This window comes from Rhizobium vallis (genome assembly GCF_003985155.1).
GTDB classification, from domain to species: Bacteria; Pseudomonadota; Alphaproteobacteria; order Rhizobiales; family Rhizobiaceae; genus Rhizobium; species Rhizobium vallis.
The window spans coordinates 156,938-173,763 of sequence record NZ_ML133697.1 but is presented as its reverse complement, the minus strand read 5'-3'; the positions used below and the strand labels follow the sequence as shown (position 1 = coordinate 173,763).

General features: G+C 59.7%; 12 protein-coding genes and 3 tRNA genes. 1 reads left to right on the top strand and 14 read right to left on the bottom strand.

All coding sequences use genetic code 11. The annotated features are described in order from the left end of the window. Nucleotides 1–133: 133 nt before the first annotated feature. The 14 genes from rpoC to EFQ99_RS27805 all read right to left on the bottom strand — a co-directional run bounded on the left by rpoC (nucleotide 134) and on the right by EFQ99_RS27805 (nucleotide 15,733). Complete coding sequence (gene rpoC, locus EFQ99_RS27865; protein WP_126924407.1) at nucleotides 134–4,342, bottom strand: DNA-directed RNA polymerase subunit beta'; 4,209 nt, start codon at nucleotides 4,340–4,342, stop codon at nucleotides 134–136. Between the two features lie 190 nt (nucleotides 4,343–4,532). Further along, a complete protein-coding gene (gene rpoB / locus EFQ99_RS27860) occupies nucleotides 4,533–8,672 on the bottom strand; it encodes a DNA-directed RNA polymerase subunit beta (protein WP_126924406.1) in 4,140 nt (1,379 codons plus the stop codon). A 261-nt stretch (nucleotides 8,673–8,933) separates the two neighbouring features. Beyond that, nucleotides 8,934–9,314 (bottom strand): 50S ribosomal protein L7/L12, encoded by a 381-nt coding sequence (gene rplL / locus EFQ99_RS27855; protein ID WP_126924405.1) that lies wholly within the window; start codon nucleotides 9,312–9,314, stop codon nucleotides 8,934–8,936. A gap of 58 nt (nucleotides 9,315–9,372) precedes the next feature. After that, nucleotides 9,373–9,891, bottom strand: a complete 519-nt coding sequence (gene rplJ / locus EFQ99_RS27850; RefSeq protein WP_126924404.1) for a 50S ribosomal protein L10 — start codon at nucleotides 9,889–9,891, stop codon at nucleotides 9,373–9,375. 329 nt (nucleotides 9,892–10,220) lie between these two features. Continuing rightward, the gene (gene rplA / locus EFQ99_RS27845; protein WP_126924403.1) at nucleotides 10,221–10,922 is read right to left on the bottom strand and encodes a 50S ribosomal protein L1; all 702 of its coding nucleotides are present in this window, start codon (nucleotides 10,920–10,922) and stop codon (nucleotides 10,221–10,223) included. Nucleotides 10,923–10,926: 4 nt separating this feature from the next. Further along, nucleotides 10,927–11,358 (bottom strand): 50S ribosomal protein L11, encoded by a 432-nt coding sequence (gene rplK, locus EFQ99_RS27840; RefSeq protein WP_003547518.1) that lies wholly within the window; start codon nucleotides 11,356–11,358, stop codon nucleotides 10,927–10,929. A gap of 175 nt (nucleotides 11,359–11,533) precedes the next feature. Next, nucleotides 11,534–12,064: a transcription termination/antitermination protein NusG gene (gene nusG / locus EFQ99_RS27835; protein WP_004669067.1), complete on the bottom strand. Its 531-nt coding sequence runs from the start codon at nucleotides 12,062–12,064 to the stop codon at nucleotides 11,534–11,536. 17 nt (nucleotides 12,065–12,081) lie between these two features. Next, nucleotides 12,082–12,282, bottom strand: a complete 201-nt coding sequence (secE, locus tag EFQ99_RS27830; RefSeq protein ID WP_003573826.1) for a preprotein translocase subunit SecE — start codon at nucleotides 12,280–12,282, stop codon at nucleotides 12,082–12,084. A 194-nt stretch (nucleotides 12,283–12,476) separates the two neighbouring features. Then, nucleotides 12,477–12,552, bottom strand: a tRNA-Trp gene (locus EFQ99_RS27825). 166 nt (nucleotides 12,553–12,718) lie between these two features. Next, nucleotides 12,719–13,612 carry an NAD-dependent epimerase/dehydratase family protein gene (locus EFQ99_RS27820; protein WP_126924402.1) on the bottom strand — a complete coding sequence of 298 codons (894 nt, stop codon included), beginning with the start codon at nucleotides 13,610–13,612 and terminating at the stop codon, nucleotides 12,719–12,721. A 170-nt stretch (nucleotides 13,613–13,782) separates the two neighbouring features. After that, on the bottom strand, nucleotides 13,783–13,917 hold the full coding sequence (locus EFQ99_RS36035; RefSeq protein ID WP_281024297.1) for a hypothetical protein: 135 nt from the start codon (nucleotides 13,915–13,917) through the stop codon (nucleotides 13,783–13,785). Between the two features lie 202 nt (nucleotides 13,918–14,119). Then, entirely contained in the window at nucleotides 14,120–15,295 is a 1,176-nt protein-coding gene (tuf, locus tag EFQ99_RS27815) for an elongation factor Tu (RefSeq protein ID WP_126924401.1), read from the bottom strand. A 254-nt stretch (nucleotides 15,296–15,549) separates the two neighbouring features. Next, nucleotides 15,550–15,623: transfer RNA gene (locus tag EFQ99_RS27810), tRNA-Gly, on the bottom strand. Between the two features lie 25 nt (nucleotides 15,624–15,648). Continuing rightward, nucleotides 15,649–15,733: transfer RNA gene (locus EFQ99_RS27805), tRNA-Tyr, on the bottom strand. A 202-nt stretch (nucleotides 15,734–15,935) separates the two neighbouring features. Here EFQ99_RS27805 and rlmB point away from each other — a divergent pair. Further along, nucleotides 15,936–16,826, top strand: a complete 891-nt coding sequence (gene rlmB / locus EFQ99_RS27800; RefSeq protein WP_126924400.1) for a 23S rRNA (guanosine(2251)-2'-O)-methyltransferase RlmB — start codon at nucleotides 15,936–15,938, stop codon at nucleotides 16,824–16,826.

Sequence of the window (16,826 nt, the reverse complement as noted above, 5' to 3'; positions counted from 1 at the left end):
AACTGCCGGCCGCGGTGGCGCAACCGGCATGAGGCAGCGCCTTCCCTCCCCCGGGTCCATCAGAACATTGCAGAAATGAAAAACCGCCCGGATCGCTCCGGGCGGTTTTCAATTCATGAACTTCAGCTGCGGATTATTCCGCAGCCGGGGCGTTTTCGGCCATGTCCTGCAGCATCGGGGTGGCGACGGCTGCCCCAGTGCCCTTGCGACGCTCTTCGAGGATCAGCTCGTCGCGCGACGTGGCGATGCGGCGGATCTGCGTCATGGTGCCGCCGGTGCCGGCCGGGATGAGGCGGCCGACGATGACGTTTTCCTTCAGGCCCTGCAGGCCGTCGGTCTTGCCGGCGATTGCAGCTTCCGTCAGCACCTTGGTCGTTTCCTGGAAGGACGCGGCCGAGATGAAGGACGGGGTCTGCAGCGACGCCTTGGTGATGCCGAGAAGAACCGGATCGCCGTGGGCGGGCTTCTTGCCCTGCTCGATCAGATGATCGTTGACGTCTTCGAGCTCGATCCGGTCGACATTGTCGCCGACGATATAGGTCGAGTCGCCCGCATCGGTGATTTCCACCTTCTGCAGCATCTGACGGACGATCACCTCGATGTGCTTGTCGTTGATGACGACGCCCTGCAGACGGTAGACTTCCTGGATTTCGTTGACGAGGTAGGAAGCGAGAGCCTCCACGCCCTTGATCGCCAGGATGTCGTGCGGAGCCGGGTTACCGTCGAGGATGTAATCACCCTTTTCGATATAGTCGCCGTCCTGAAGATGGAAGGGCTTGCCCTTCGGGATCAGGTATTCGACAGGCTCGACACCGTCTTCCGCCGGCTCGATGATGACGCGACGCTTGTTCTTGTAGTCGCGGCCGAGGCGGATCGTACCATCGATCTCTGCGATGATGGCGTGATCCTTCGGACGGCGAGCTTCGAACAGTTCGGCAACACGCGGCAGACCGCCGGTGATGTCCTTGGTCTTGGCGCTTTCGAGCGGCGAACGGGCGAGAACGTCACCCTGGGAGACCTTCGTGCCCGGTTCGACCGACAGGATCGCATCCACCGAGAGGAAGAAGCGGGCATCGCTACCACGCGACAGCTTCGCGATATTGCCGTTGGCATCCTTGATGACGATCGCCGGCTTGAGGTCCGAGCCGCGCGGCGTCGACCGCCAGTCGATGACCTGACGCTTGGTGATGCCGGTGGATTCGTCGGTCGCTTCGAGAACGGAGAGACCATCGACCAGATCTTCGAACTGAACGGTACCGGCTACTTCCGTCATCATCGGACGGGTATAGGGATCCCACTCAGCCAGACGCTGGCCGCGCTTGACCTTGTCACCCTCGTCGACATGCAGCTTCGAACCGTAGGCGACGCGCTGCGAAGAGCGCTCCACGCCACGCTCGTCCAGGATCTGGACGGTCATGTTGCGGCCCATGGCAACGAGGCTGCCTTCGGAGTTGCGCAGCAGGTTGCGGTTCTTGATCTGCACCGTACCTTCGTACGAGGCTTCCAGGAACGACTGGTCGACCACGGTTGCCGTACCGCCAAGGTGGAAGGTACGCATGGTGAGCTGGGTTCCCGGCTCGCCGATCGACTGAGCAGCGATGACGCCGACGGCTTCGCCCATGTTGACAGGCGTACCGCGCGCGAGGTCGCGGCCGTAGCAGACCGAGCAGACGCCCGTCTGGATTTCGCAGGTCAGCGCCGAGCGGATGCGGATCGACTGGATACCGGCCTTCTCGATTTCGATGACATCAGGCTCGAGGATCATCTTGCCGGCATCGACGATGCGCTCACCCGTAACCGGATGATCGATGTCGTCGAGCGCCGTGCGGCCGAGGATACGGGCGCCGAGCGAGGCGACGACCTGGCCGGCATCGACGATGGCCGTCATGGTCAGACCGGTTTCGGTACCGCAGTCGACGTGCGTGACAATGCAATCCTGCGCGACGTCGACGAGACGGCGGGTCAGGTAACCGGAGTTTGCTGTCTTCAAGGCGGTGTCTGCCAGACCCTTACGGGCGCCGTGCGTCGAGTTGAAGTACTCGTTGACGGTCAGGCCTTCCTTGAAGTTCGAGATGATCGGCGTCTCGATGATTTCGCCCGACGGCTTGGCCATGAGGCCGCGCATGCCGCCCAGCTGGCGCATCTGGTTCGGAGAACCACGGGCGCCGGAATGCGACATCATATAGATGGCGTTCATCGGCTTCTGGCGGCCAGTGTTCGGATCGAACTCGACAGCCTTAATACGGGCCATCATGTCTTCAGCGACCTTCTCGGTTGCCTTGCCCCAGGCATCAACGACCTTGTTGTACTTTTCGCCCTGAGTGATCAGGCCGTCGTTGTACTGCTGCTCGTATTCCTTGACCAGGTTTTCGGTGTCGCCAACGATCTTTGCCTTGGTTTCCGGAATGACCATGTCGTCCTTGCCGAACGAAATGCCGGCGCGGCAGGCATGGCTAAAGCCGAGCTGCATGATGCGGTCGCAGAAAATGACCGTGTCCTTCTGGCCGCAATGACGGTAGACCGTGTCGATCATCTTGGAGATGTTCTTCTTGGTCATTTCCTGGTTGCAGATGTCGAAGGGCACCTTGCCGTTCTTCGGCAGCAGTTCGCCGATGAGCAGACGGCCAGGCGTCGTCTCATAGATCTTCGAGTAGGGCTTGCCATCCTCGTCGATCGACTTGAAACGGCCGCGGATCTTGGTGTGCAGCGTCACGACCTTGCTTTCAAGAGCGTGATGCAGTTCGCCGAGATCGGAGAAGGCCATGCCTTCGCCCGGCTCGTTCTGGTTCAGGATCGAGAGGTAGTAGAGACCGAGAACCATGTCCTGCGAGGGAACGATGATCGGCGCACCGTTGGCCGGGTGCAGGATGTTGTTGGTCGACATCATCAGCACGCGGGCTTCGAGCTGGGCTTCGAGCGACAGCGGCACGTGAACGGCCATCTGGTCACCGTCGAAGTCGGCGTTGAAGGCCGTGCAGACGAGCGGGTGCAGCTGGATCGCCTTGCCTTCGACCAGGGTGGGTTCGAAGGCCTGGATACCCAGGCGGTGCAGCGTCGGCGCGCGGTTCAGGAGAACCGGATGCTCGCGGATGACCTCGTCGAGGATATCCCAGACCTCAGGCTTTTCCTTTTCAACCAGCTTCTTGGCCTGCTTGACGGTCGAGGAGTAACCCTTGGCGTCGAGGCGAGCGTAGATGAACGGCTTGAAGAGTTCGAGCGCCATCTTCTTCGGAAGACCGCACTGATGCAGCTTCAATTCCGGACCGGTCACGATGACCGAACGGCCGGAATAGTCGACGCGCTTGCCGAGCAGGTTCTGGCGGAAGCGGCCCTGCTTGCCCTTGAGCATGTCGGACAGCGACTTCAACGGACGCTTGTTGGCGCCGGTGATGACGCGGCCGCGGCGGCCATTGTCGAACAGCGCATCCACAGATTCCTGCAGCATGCGCTTTTCGTTGCGGATGATGATGCCAGGTGCGCGCAGTTCGATGAGGCGCTTCAAGCGGTTGTTACGGTTGATGACGCGGCGGTAAAGATCGTTCAGATCCGACGTCGCGAAACGACCACCGTCCAGAGGAACCAGCGGACGCAGATCCGGCGGGATGACCGGAACGACCTTCATGATCATCCATTCCGGACGGTTGCCGGATTCCATGAAGTTCTCGACGATCTTCAGGCGCTTCATCAGCTTCTTCTGCTTGAGATCCGACGTGGTGTCGGCAAGCTCGGAGCGCAGGTCGCCAGCGATCTTTTCGAGATTCATCGAGGCCAGCATCTCGTAGATCGCCTCAGCGCCGATCATCGCGGTGAACTGGTCTTCGCCGTATTCGTCGACGGCAAGCATGTACTCTTCTTCCGAGAGGAGCTGGTGCTCCTTCAGGGCGGTCAGGCCGGGCTCGGTGACGATGTAGTTTTCGAAGTAGAGGACGCGCTCAACATCCTTCAGCGTCATGTCGAGCAGCGTCGAAATACGGCTCGGCAGCGACTTCAGGAACCAGATGTGGGCAACGGGAGCGGCGAGCTCGATATGGCCCATGCGCTCACGGCGAACGCGCGACAGCGTGACTTCGACGCCGCACTTTTCGCAGATGATGCCCTTGTACTTCATGCGCTTGTACTTGCCGCACAGGCACTCGTAGTCCTTGATCGGGCCAAAGATGCGCGCGCAGAACAGACCGTCACGTTCCGGCTTGAACGTGCGGTAGTTGATGGTTTCCGGCTTCTTGATCTCACCGTAGGACCAGGAGAGGATCTTCTCCGGAGACGCGATCGAAATCCGAATGGAATCGAAATTCTGTGCAGGCACCTGCGGATTGAAAAGATTCATGACCTCTTGGTTCATGCCTGTCTCCTTCATGGGCTAAAGCGCCCTCAAAATGCGATGGTCGGCGGCAATTTCCCGGGAGCCGCCTCCCTCGCTTAAACGAGAATAACCGCAAGATGCGGCGAAACTTCCCTTCCGGGCCGACACGGATACGGCGCCCGGCGGGACCGGCGTGCGCCGTATTGGCAGCGCACGCCCTATCAAGTGCTTACTCGGCCGCATCGGGCAGCTGGGCTGCCTGCGCCTCGTCAAGCTTGGTGTTCTCGAGCTCGACGCTGAGGCCCAGCGAGCGCATTTCCTTGACGAGAACGTTGAAGCTTTCCGGAATACCGGCTTCGAACGTGTCGTCTCCGCGGACAATGGCTTCGTAGACCTTGGTGCGGCCGGCGACGTCGTCCGACTTCACCGTCAGCATTTCCTGCAGCGTGTAGGCCGCGCCGTAGGCTTCGAGCGCCCAGACTTCCATTTCGCCGAAGCGCTGGCCGCCGAACTGCGCCTTGCCGCCCAGCGGCTGCTGGGTCACGAGCGAGTAAGGACCGATCGAACGGGCATGGATCTTGTCGTCGACCAAGTGGTTGAGCTTCAGCATGTAGATGTAGCCCACAGTCACCTGGCGGTCGAACTGCTCGCCGGTACGGCCGTCATAGAGCGTCGACTGGCCGGTATCCTTGAGACCTGCCAGGCGCAGCATGTCGTTGACGTCGCCTTCATGCGCACCGTCGAAAACAGGCGTCGCAATCGAAACGCCGCGCTTCCACTGGTCGGCAAGACGCAGAACCGAGTCATCGTCGAACTCGTGGACCTGTTCAGCCTTCGGACCGTCACCGACGACATCGCTGATGGTCTTGCGCAGCGGCTCGATGTTGCCGTTCGCCTTGTAAGCTTCGATCAGTTCGCCGATCTGGCGACCCATGCCGGCGCAAGCCCAGCCCAGGTGCGTTTCCAGGATCTGGCCGACGTTCATGCGCGAGGGCACGCCAAGCGGGTTCAGAACGACGTCGACATGCGTGCCGTCTTCGAGGAACGGCATATCCTCCACCGGCACAATGCGCGAGACGACGCCCTTGTTCCCGTGACGGCCGGCCATCTTGTCGCCCGGCTGGATCTTGCGCTTCACGGCGACGAAGACCTTGACCATCTTCATGACGCCAGGAGGCATTTCATCGCCGCGCTGGACCTTCTCGACCTTGTCCATGAAGCGCTGTTCGAGGCGCGACTTGGATTCGTCGTACTGGCCACGAAGTGCTTCGAGCTCGCTCTGGACCTTCTCGTCCTCGACGGCGAACATCCACCACTGCGAGCGGGGATATTCGGAGACGACGGCGTTCGAAAGCTCGGTGCCCTTCTTGAAGCCCTTCGGACCGGCAATGGAGACCTGACCGCGCAGCATGTCGATCAAACGGCCGTAGACGTTACGGTCGAGGATCGCCTGCTCGTCGTCACGGTCCTTTGCCAGACGCTCGATCTCTTCGCGCTCGATCGCCATCGCGCGCTCGTCCTTCTCAACGCCGTGGCGGTTGAAGACGCGAACTTCGACGATCGTGCCGTAGGTGCCGGGCGGCATGCGCATGGAGGTGTCGCGCACGTCGGAGGCCTTTTCACCGAAGATGGCGCGCAGAAGCTTTTCTTCCGGCGTCATTGGGCTTTCGCCCTTCGGCGTGATCTTGCCGACGAGGATATCGCCCGGCTGAACTTCGGCGCCGATATAGACGATGCCGGCTTCGTCGAGGTTCTTCAGCGCTTCTTCCGAAACGTTCGGAATATCGCGGGTGATTTCCTCAGGACCAAGCTTGGTGTCGCGCGCCATCACTTCGAATTCCTCGATGTGGATGGAGGTGAACACGTCGTCGGCAACGATGCGCTCGGAGAGCAGGATCGAGTCTTCGTAGTTGTAGCCGTTCCAGGGCATGAACGCGACGAGCGCGTTGCGGCCGAGCGCCAGATCGCCGAGATCGGTCGACGGACCGTCGGCAAGAATGTCGCCGCGGTTGACCTCGTCACCGACGGTGACCAGCGGACGCTGGTTGACGCAGGTGTTCTGGTTCGAACGCTGGAACTTCTGCAGACGGTAGATATCGACGCCGGATTTGCCGGCTTCGAGGTCTTCCGTGGCGCGGATAACGATACGCGTCGCATCAACCTGATCGACCACGCCGCCGCGGCGGGCGCCGATAGCAGCGCCTGAGTCACGGGCGACGACCGGCTCCATGCCGGTGCCGACGAACGGAGCTTCGGCACGCAGCAGCGGCACTGCCTGACGCTGCATGTTCGAGCCCATGAGCGCGCGGTTGGCGTCGTCGTTTTCCAGGAACGGGATGAGCGCGGCTGCGACCGAAACGACCTGCTTCGGCGAAACGTCCATCAGGTTCATGCTGTCGCGCGGGGCGAGCATAACTTCGCCGGCATGACGGCAGACGACGAATTCGTCGACGAAGGAACCGTCGGCGTTCATTTCGGCGTTGGCCTGGGCGACGTAGTACTTCGCCTCTTCCATGGCGGAGAGGTAAAGCACGTCGTTGGTCACCTTGCCGTCGACGATGCGGCGGTACGGGCTTTCGATGAAGCCGTACTTGTTGACGCGGGCAAAGGTCGCAAGCGAGTTGATGAGACCGATGTTCGGCCCTTCCGGCGTTTCGATCGGGCAAATACGGCCGTAGTGGGTCGGATGCACGTCGCGGACTTCGAAGCCGGCGCGCTCGCGGGTCAGACCGCCCGGGCCAAGAGCCGAAAGACGGCGCTTGTGGGTGATTTCCGAGAGCGGGTTGACCTGGTCCATAAACTGCGAGAGCTGCGAGGAACCGAAGAATTCGCGGACGGCTGCAGCAGCCGGCTTGGCGTTGATCAGATCCTGCGGCATGACCGTGTCGATCTCGATCGAGGACATGCGTTCCTTGATCGCGCGCTCCATGCGGAGCAGGCCGAGACGATACTGATTTTCCATCAGTTCGCCGACCGAGCGGACGCGGCGGTTGCCGAGGTTGTCGATGTCGTCGATTTCGCCCTTGCCGTCGCGCAGTTCGACCAGCATCTTGACCACGGCCAGGATGTCGTCCTTGCGCAGGATGCGGACGGTGTCCTCGACGGTCAGGTCGAGACGCATGTTCATCTTGACGCGGCCGACGGCGGAGAGGTCGTAACGCTCCGCATCGAAGAACAGCGAGTTGAACATGGCTTCGGCCGATTCCATGGTCGGCGGTTCACCCGGACGCATGACGCGGTAGATGTCGAACAGAGCGTCCTGACGGTTCTCGTTCTTGTCGGCAGACAGCGTATTGCGGATATAGGCGCCGACATTGATGTGGTCGATGCCGAGAACCGGGATCTCGTCGAAACCGTTTGCCAGGATGATGCCGAGTGTCTTCTCGTCGATTTCGTCGCCGGCCTCGAGATAGATTTCACCCGTCGAGTAGTTGACGATGTCTTCGGCGAGGTAGTTGCCGTAAAGGTCGTCGTCGCCGGCCTTCAGCGCCTTCAGGCCCTTGTCGGAAAGCTGACGCAGCAGGCGCGGGGTCAGCTTCTTGCCGGCTTCCACGACGACTTCGCCGGTATCGGCGTCGACCATCTCGGTGATCGCCTTGGCACCCTTCAGCGTTTCCGGCTTGAAGGGAATGCGCCAGCCTTCGCCGTCGCGCTTGTAGAGCGACTTCGTGTAGAAGGTGTCGAGGATTTCCTCGCCGTCCATGCCGAGCGCCATCAAGAGCGACGTCACCGGAATCTTGCGGCGGCGGTCGATACGGGCGTAGACGATGTCCTTGGCGTCGAATTCGATATCGAGCCAGGAACCGCGATAGGGGATGACACGGGCCGCAAAGAGCAGCTTGCCGGAAGAATGGCTCTTGCCCTTGTCGTGGTCGAAGAAGACGCCCGGCGAACGGTGCATCTGGGAGACGATGACGCGCTCGGTGCCGTTGACGATGAACGTGCCGTTATTGGTCATGAGCGGCATATCGCCCATGTAGACGGACTGTTCCTTGATGTCCTTGATCGACTTCGCGCCGGTATCCTCGTCGATATCGAACACGATGAGGCGCAGCGTCACCTTCAGCGGCGCTGCGTAGGTCAGATCACGCTGACGGCATTCGTCGACGTCGAACTTCGGCGGCTCGAATTCATAGGATACGAACTCCAGCATGGACGCGCCGGAAAAATCCGTGATCGGGAAAACCGACTTGAAGACAGCCTGAAGGCCTTCGTCGGGGCGACCGCCCTTGGGCTCTTCAACCATCAGAAACTGGTCGTAGGACGCCTTTTGAACCTCGATGAGGTTCGGCATTTCTGCGACTTCGGGGATCTTACCAAAAAACTTGCGTACGCGCCTGCGACCGTTGAACGAAAGGGTCTGAGCCATCGTCGCTCCTTCAAAATCTTGCACCCGGGCCTGCAACGGACGGGAACCGATGGCCAGTCGACCCCGTCAATCAATGGGTAGTTCAATCTCGTCCGACTCCCGAAAACGCTCAGCTCGGATTGCTGTGCTGCCCTCGGTGCGAGACTATCCTTTTGAAGAACCCATTACCCAAAAGCCGTTTTGACGCGGCTTTTGGGTAATTCGTTCAGAAAAACGGCAAATGGGAGGCAGTCGTTGCTGCCTCCCAAAAGCAGTTCAAGATTACTTGACGTCGGCCTTGGCGCCAGCGTCTTCAAGCTTCTTCTTGATGTCGGCGGCTTCAGCCTTGGAAACAGCTTCCTTGACAGCCTTCGGAGCGCCTTCGACGAGGTCCTTGGCTTCCTTGAGGCCGAGACCGGTGATGGCGCGGACTTCCTTGATGACGTTGATCTTGTTTGCACCAGCGTCGACGAGGATGACGTCGAATTCAGTCTTTTCTTCTTCAACGACAGCAGCAGCGCCGGCGCCACCAGCAGCGGCAGCAACAGCTACCGGAGCAGCAGCGGAAACGCCCCACTTTTCTTCGAGAAGCTTCGACAGTTCTGCAGCTTCCAGAACGGTCAGCGAGGAGAGGTCGTCAACGATCTTTGCGAGATCAGCCATTTTACTAGTTCCTTTTGTTCGGTTCGAACCGGTTGATTATAAACAGCGAAAAACCGCCTTAAGCGGCTTCGTCCTTCTTGGCGTAGGCCGCAAACACGCGGGCAAGCTGGCTTGCCGGTGCTGCAACAACCCCAGCGATGCGGGTAGCCGGTGTCTGGATCATGCCCAGCAGCTTCGCACGCAGCTCGTCGAGCGAAGGCAGGGTCGCAAGCGACTTGACTGCTTCGGCGTTGAGCGTGGTTGTTCCCATGGCGCCGCCGAGAACCACGATCTTGTCGTTGGTCTTGGCGAAATCCATGACGACCTTCGGAGCGGTGATCGGATCGTTGCTGTATGCAATCAGCGTCTGACCCTTGAAGAGATTGGTAATCCCTTCCGCTTCCGTACCCTGAAGGGCAATTTTGGCCAGGCGGTTCTTCGCGACTTTGACGGTACCGCCAGCTGCACGCATCTTCGAACGAAAATCGTTCATCTGCGCGACTGTGGCACCAGCATAGTGGGCCACGACAACTGAGCCCGAAGCCTTGAAGACTTCGTTCAGTTCCGTGACGAATTCGCGTTTTTCCGCTCTTTCCACTGCCTATCTCCAGTTGGCGGGACCGAAAACGGGCCCGCCGGGTTGCCTTTGCCTCCTGGGATCATGCGAGATCCCAAGCGACGCTTGAGGATCCTGTCCCCCCGCGCTCCCGCGCCAATCAAGGCTAAAGAGGCACAAGGCATCCAAGGCTCGAACCGAGTTACGAGAAGCGAACTTCATGCAATTCGGGTCTTACCCGTCTCATGCAGGCCAAGTGATTAAGGGAAAACCACCTGCAATCTCGGACAGGATTCCGGATTTCTCCGGAATATTCCGGCCCCTTACGAGGCCGGAAATTCAGTCGCCGGGCTTAAAAGCCCGGCAATAACTTATGCAGTCGGACCTGCGGTGACCGAGCCGACTTCGATCTTGACGCCCGGGCCCATGGTCGAAGAAATCGCCACGCGCTTGACGTAGTTGCCCTTGGCACCAGCCGGCTTCGCCTTGATGACGGCATCAGCGAAGGCGCGGATGTTTTCTTCCAGAGCCTTGGCGTCGAAAGAAGCCTTGCCGATGCCAGCGTGGACGATACCAGCCTTCTCGACGCGGAACTCGACGGCGCCGCCCTTGGAGGCCTTGACAGCTCCAGCGACGTCCATGGTCACGGTGCCGACCTTCGGGTTCGGCATCATGCCGCGGGGGCCGAGAACCTTACCGAGACGGCCGACGAGCGGCATCATGTCCGGGGTGGCGATGCAGCGATCGAATTCGATCTTGCCACCCTGGACGATTTCGACGAGCTCTTCAGCGCCGACGATATCGGCACCGGCTGCCTTGGCTTCATCAGCCTTAACGCCACGAGCAAAGACCGCAACGCGAACCGTACGGCCCGTGCCGTTCGGGAGGTTGACGACGCCGCGAACCATCTGGTCCGCATGGCGGGGGTCGACGCCGAGGTTCATCGAGACTTCGATGGTTTCGTCGAACTTTGCGACAGCCCGTTCCTTGACCATGCCGATTGCCAGGGTCAGAGCGTAGAGCTTGGTAGGATCAACACCTTCGTTGATCTTCTGTGTGCGCTTACCAGCCATGATCTTAACCCACCACTTCCAGGCCCATGGCGCGGGCAGAGCCCTCGATCATCGCCATTGCACCTTCGATATCCGCTGCGTTCAGATCCTTCATCTTGGCTTCGGCGATCGACTTGATCTGAGCCTTGGTGAGGGAGCCGGCCTTGGCGCCCTTGCCGGGCGTCTTGGAACCGGACGTGATCTTCGCTTCCTTCTTCAGCCAGTAGCTGACCGGAGGCTGCTTCATCGCGAAGGTGAAGGACTTGTCCTGGTAATAGGTGATGACGACCGGGATCGGCATACCCTTTTCCATTTCCTGCGTGGCGGCATTGAACGCCTTGCAGAATTCCATGATGTTAATGCCACGCTGACCAAGCGCCGGACCAATCGGCGGGGACGGGTTTGCCGATCCTGCCTTGACCTGAAGCTTGAGCTGGCCTGCAACTTTCTTAGCCATATCTCTCTGCCTTTCATGAACGGCCGGTTGCCCGGCCCGTGATGCCGGATCTCTCCGGCGGCTGCGGTTGCGTGGTACGGATCGTTAGGGTCCGGCTAAGACCCCTCACCTTCCACGCGGATGCGGACAACGTCCGCAGGAGACAGGCCGCAAGGCCAGCCTCCCAATTCTGCAATCAGACCTTCTCGACCTGTGCGTATTCCAGCTCGACCGGCGTTGCGCGGCCGAAAATCGACACTTCCACCTTCAGGCGCGAACGCTCTTCGTCCACGTCCTGAACCGTGCCGTTGAACGAGGCGAAGGGGCCATCAGAAACGCGGACCTGCTCGCCGATCTCGAAGGTAATGGATGCCTTCGGCCGCTCGACACCTTCCTGGACCTGACCGAGAATACGCTCGGCTTCATAATCCGGAATCGGAACGGGCTTATTGTCGGAGCCGAGGAAACCCGTGACCTTCGGCGTATTCTTGATCAGGTGATAGGCTTCATCCGTCAGATTGGCACGAACGAGAACATAGCCCGGGAAAAACTTGCGCTCGCTATCGACCTTGCGGCCGCGGCGCACTTCCACCACCTTTTCGGTCGGCACGAGGATCTTCTCGAACAGGTGCTCAAGCCCCTTCTGGCGAGCCTTGTTCTCGATGTCCTCAGCCACCTTCTTTTCAAAATTCGAATACGCGTGGACGATGTACCAACGTGCCGCCATTTTCATCTCCACCCGTATCAGTTGCCGGTATTGAGCACAAAGCTCAGAACCCAGCCGATCAGCTGGTCAGCGGCAAAGAAAAACAGCGCGGCGAAAACCACCATCACCAGCACCATGACCGTCGAGATCATCGTCTCGCGGCGCGACGGCCATGTGACCTTGGACGTCTCGGAGCGAACCTGCTGCAGAAACGCAAACGGATTGGATTTAGATGCCATCGACTGCCCACGCAATTACGGCGCGTAAAGCTGAAACTATCAGCCCCACGCACCGCGTGTCTGTTGAACCCTAAATAAACACCGATTTCCGAATACACAAGGGGGAAACCGAAGTTTAACGAAATTAGTTGCCACCCATTATTCCCGGTCCGAAACGCTGCGAGCACGTCCGCGCAGTCCCGCATCGAGGAAAGTGGCAGGGGCAGAGGGGCTCGAACCCCCGACCTGCGGTTTTGGAGACCGCCGCTCTACCAGCTGAGCTATACCCCTTCACGCCTGTCATTCAGCGCTTGGGCCAAGGCCCGCAAATCGCTGCTGAAAAGCATGGCGACCCTTTAAGACGACGACACGGGATTGGCAAGCACGATTTTCGATTTTCAAAGCCATTCTCCCCATATGCGGGCAAATGGCTTGTCAACTTCGTGGCCAGACGCGGTCAGACCTTCACGTATTTCCGCCAATCGTGCTCTTCCCTAAAGCCCAGCACCTCGCGAATCTTGCGGTTTGAGAGCAGGCTTTCATATTCGCCGATCTCACGGGTGAAAGGCACGTTCGGGAAGAATCGCTTCGCAAGCTCCTTCGACGGCGTATTGGCCGAAACGGTGTCGTTGGCAGCGTTGAAGACCTGGTAGCCCAGTCCATCCTTCTCGATGCAGAGATGGCAGATCTGCCCAAGGTCGCGGGCGTCGATATAGCTCCAGGCGATGCGCTTGCGCATCTCCGGATTGGAGAAATAGGTCGGGAACCTCTCATACTCATGCGGCTCGATGACGTTGCCGATGCGCAGCGCGTAGATGTCGTAGCCCGAGCGCTCAGCAAAGGCGCGGGCCGTCTTCTCGTTGACCACCTTGGAAAGACCGTAGGAATCCATCGGGTTGACGTCGTAGTCCTCCTCCAGAGGGAACTGGTGGAAATCGCGATGGCCCTCGGCGAAGCAGACGCCGTAAGTCGTCTCGCTCGATGCGACGATGATCTTCCTGATGCCGAGCTTCACCGCCGCCTCGATGACATTGTAGGTGCCCATCGTGTTGATGCGGAAGGTTTCGTTGTCAGGCTTGATCAGGATGCGCGGGATGGCGGCGAAATGCACGACGGCATCGAAGGGCTGCACACCCCTGCCCGCATCCAGATCGGGAAAATCGCGATGCATCGAGAGCGCGTTGAAGACCTGTCCGCTATCGGTGATGTCGGCGATGAGATTGGTAACGCCGGGGCTATCCAGCGGCACGAGATCGATGTTGTTAACCTCGTAACCGGCATTGACGAGCCATGGCACGGCATGCCGACCTGCCTTGCCCGAACCGCCCGTGAACAGGATACGTTTCTTCATGGAATATCCTCCGCGTCATGAAACCGGAGGCATAGTTAGACGCTTCCGCGCGAAGAGCAAGCGAGCGTCGTGCAAGGGGTTCACCCCGCCTCGCCAGAAACACCCTATCGGGAGCATCTGGCCGATCATTTCCGATCACCGCAGAAGCCTGCGATGCTCTGCAAGGGTCATCACTTGACGACACTTACCTCATTGAGCTGCACTCCGGCTGCCTGAACAACCTCTTGCGGAATTGCAGCGATGAAAAACATCGTGAAAACATACATCGCGAATATCGTCGCAACGAACGTGGCCTTTGGAATCATCCGGGCTCTCCTCTTTGCAAGAAGGAGTCTGGACTAAAATGGGCCATTCACAAACCGGTTTCTGAATGTGAGATGAACAAAATACTGTGACAGGCCAATTTAACGATATTTTTACAACACCTGTTAAACCTACCCGAAGCCATCAAACGAAAAAACCCCGCTGTTTCCAGCGGGGTCTTCATAATTGCGGATAACCCGAAGGTTACTCGACGATGCTGGCAACGATACCGGCGCCGACGGTGCGGCCGCCTTCGCGGATAGCGAAGCGCAGCTTTTCTTCCATCGCGATCGGAACGATCAGCTCAACGGCAACCGTGACGTTGTCGCCCGGCATAACCATCTCCGTGCCTTCCGGCAGCGTCACAATGCCCGTCACGTCGGTCGTGCGGAAGTAGAACTGCGGACGGTAGTTGGTGAAGAACGGCGTATGACGGCCGCCCTCTTCCTTCGTCAGGATGTAGGCTTCGGCCATGAACTTCTTGTGCGGCTTGACCGAACCCGGCTTGCACAGGATCTGGCCACGCTCGACGCCGTCACGGTTCACACCGCGAACCAGAGCGCCGATGTTGTCGCCGGCCTGGCCCTGATCGAGCAGCTTGCGGAACATTTCAACGCCGGTCACCGTCGTCTTCGAGGTCGGGCGGATGCCGACGATCTCGACTTCTTCGCCAACCTTGACGATGCCACGCTCGACGCGGCCGGTCACGACCGTACCACGGCCCGAGATCGAGAACACGTCTTCGATCGGCATCAGGAACGGCTGGTCGATCGGACGCTCAGGCGTCGGGATGTAGGCGTCAACAGCAGCCATCAGCTCGCGGATTGCGTCTTCGCCGATCTTCTTGTCGGAGTCTTCGAGAGCAGCAAGTGCCGAACCCTTGACGACCGGGATGTCGTCGCCCGGGAAGTCGTAGGACGACAGCAGTTCGCGGACTTCGAGCTCGACCAGTTCGAGAAGCTCGGCGTCGTCAACCTGGTCGACCTTGTTCAGGAACACCACGATCGCCGGAACGCCAACCTGGCGGGCGAGCAGAATGTGTTCGCGCGTCTGCGGCATCGGGCCGTCAGCAGCCGAGCACACCAGGATCGCGCCGTCCATCTGCGCAGCACCGGTGATCATGTTCTTCACGTAGTCGGCGTGGCCGGGGCAGTCGACGTGCGCGTAGTGGCGGTTCGGCGTCTCGTATTCGACGTGCGCTGTCGAAATGGTGATGCCGCGTGCCTTTTCTTCCGGAGCAGCGTCAATCTGGTCGTACGCCTTGAACTCACCGAAGTACTTCGTGATCGCTGCCGTCAGAGACGTCTTGCCGTGGTCAACGTGGCCGATCGTGCCAATGTTGACGTGCGGCTTGTTGCGCTCAAACTTACTCTTTGCCATTTGAATGCTTCCTGTGAACGAAATGGTGGGCCCCGGCGAACCGGTTTAGTGCCGCCGTTTAAGGCTTTCGGCGAAATTGCGCAAGACTTAATTGCAGACGCCATTCTTGGTGTGACAGCGCATATGGGAGACAATTCGCCGCCTGCAAGGTGATTCGCCGAAGCCTCCTCGAAAATCGCTGAAATCCAAGAGAAAACGGGGATATTTACGGATATCAGGCGCGGCGATCAGTATGGACAGGTTGGGCAAGAAGCTGGAGCGGGTAGCGGGAATCGAACCCGCGTATTCAGCTTGGAAGGCTGCTGCTCTACCATTGAGCTATACCCGCGGGGTTGGTCAGATCCGATGACGAATGGTGGAGAGAGTTGGATTTGAACCAACGTAGGCTGAGCCAACGGATTTACAGTCCGTCCCCTTTAACCACTCGGGCATCTCTCCAGTTTTCGTCCGGATCTTGAAGACCAAGTTCGTCAGACTTCGAAGCGTTGCCGCCCGTCGTCTGCGCCGCGTATATGACCGGAGCATTTCAGTCTGTCAACACGATGACAACGGAAAAAACACGAAAAATTTCATTCGTCGCCGAAAGCCGGCACATGAAAGAGGGCCTATGCGGCGGCGAGCGCCCTGGCTATAAAGCCGCATGAGCAAAGACAAGAAATCCGGCGGCACGGCCGCGACAGAACCATCCGCCAAGGACACCCACTACGCTAATCTGCGCAGGGCACACCGTGACGCCAAGCGCGAGCGCGGCGAGATCCCGACGCCACAGCCTCAGAAGCGCAAGCGCGGCGGCGAGGACTGGAAACCGCCGGCGCTCGCCCCGGACCAGGTGCATCTCTACGGCCTGCATACAGTGCGCGCCGCCCTGGGCAATCCTGAGCGTAAAAAGATCAAGCTATTCGTGACGCAGAACGCGCTTGCCCGCCTCGAAATCGACGCCGACACGCTTGGCATTCCCGTCGAACTCGTCTCGCCGCAGGATATCGACAAGGTGCTCGGCCCCGAGGCGATCCATCAGGGCGTGATGCTGGAAACACGGCCGCTTCCGGTACGCCGGCTCGAAGCGCTGAAGGACAGCCCTCTCCTGCTCGTCCTCGACCAGGTCACCGATCCCCACAATGTCGGGGCGATCATGCGCACGGCCGTCGCCTTCAACGCCGGCGCCGTCATCACCACCCAGAGACATAGCCCGACCGAGTCAGGCGTGCTCGCCAAGTCCGCCTCCGGCGCGCTGGAACTGATACCTTATATACAGATCACCAATCTCGCCGATGCACTCGGTGAACTGCACAAGCTCGGCTTCTCCACCATCGGCCTCGATTCGGAAGGGCCGGCGCCGCTCGAGGGCACCTTTTCGGGCGAGAAGGTGGCGCTGGTGCTCGGTTCCGAGGGCAAAGGGCTGCGGCAGAAGACGCGCGAGACCGTCAATGCGCTCGCCCGTCTCGACATGCCCGGCGCAATCAAGTCGCTGAACGTGTCGAATGCGGCGGCGATCGCGCTTTACGCGGCGCGGCTCTATTTGAAAGCATAA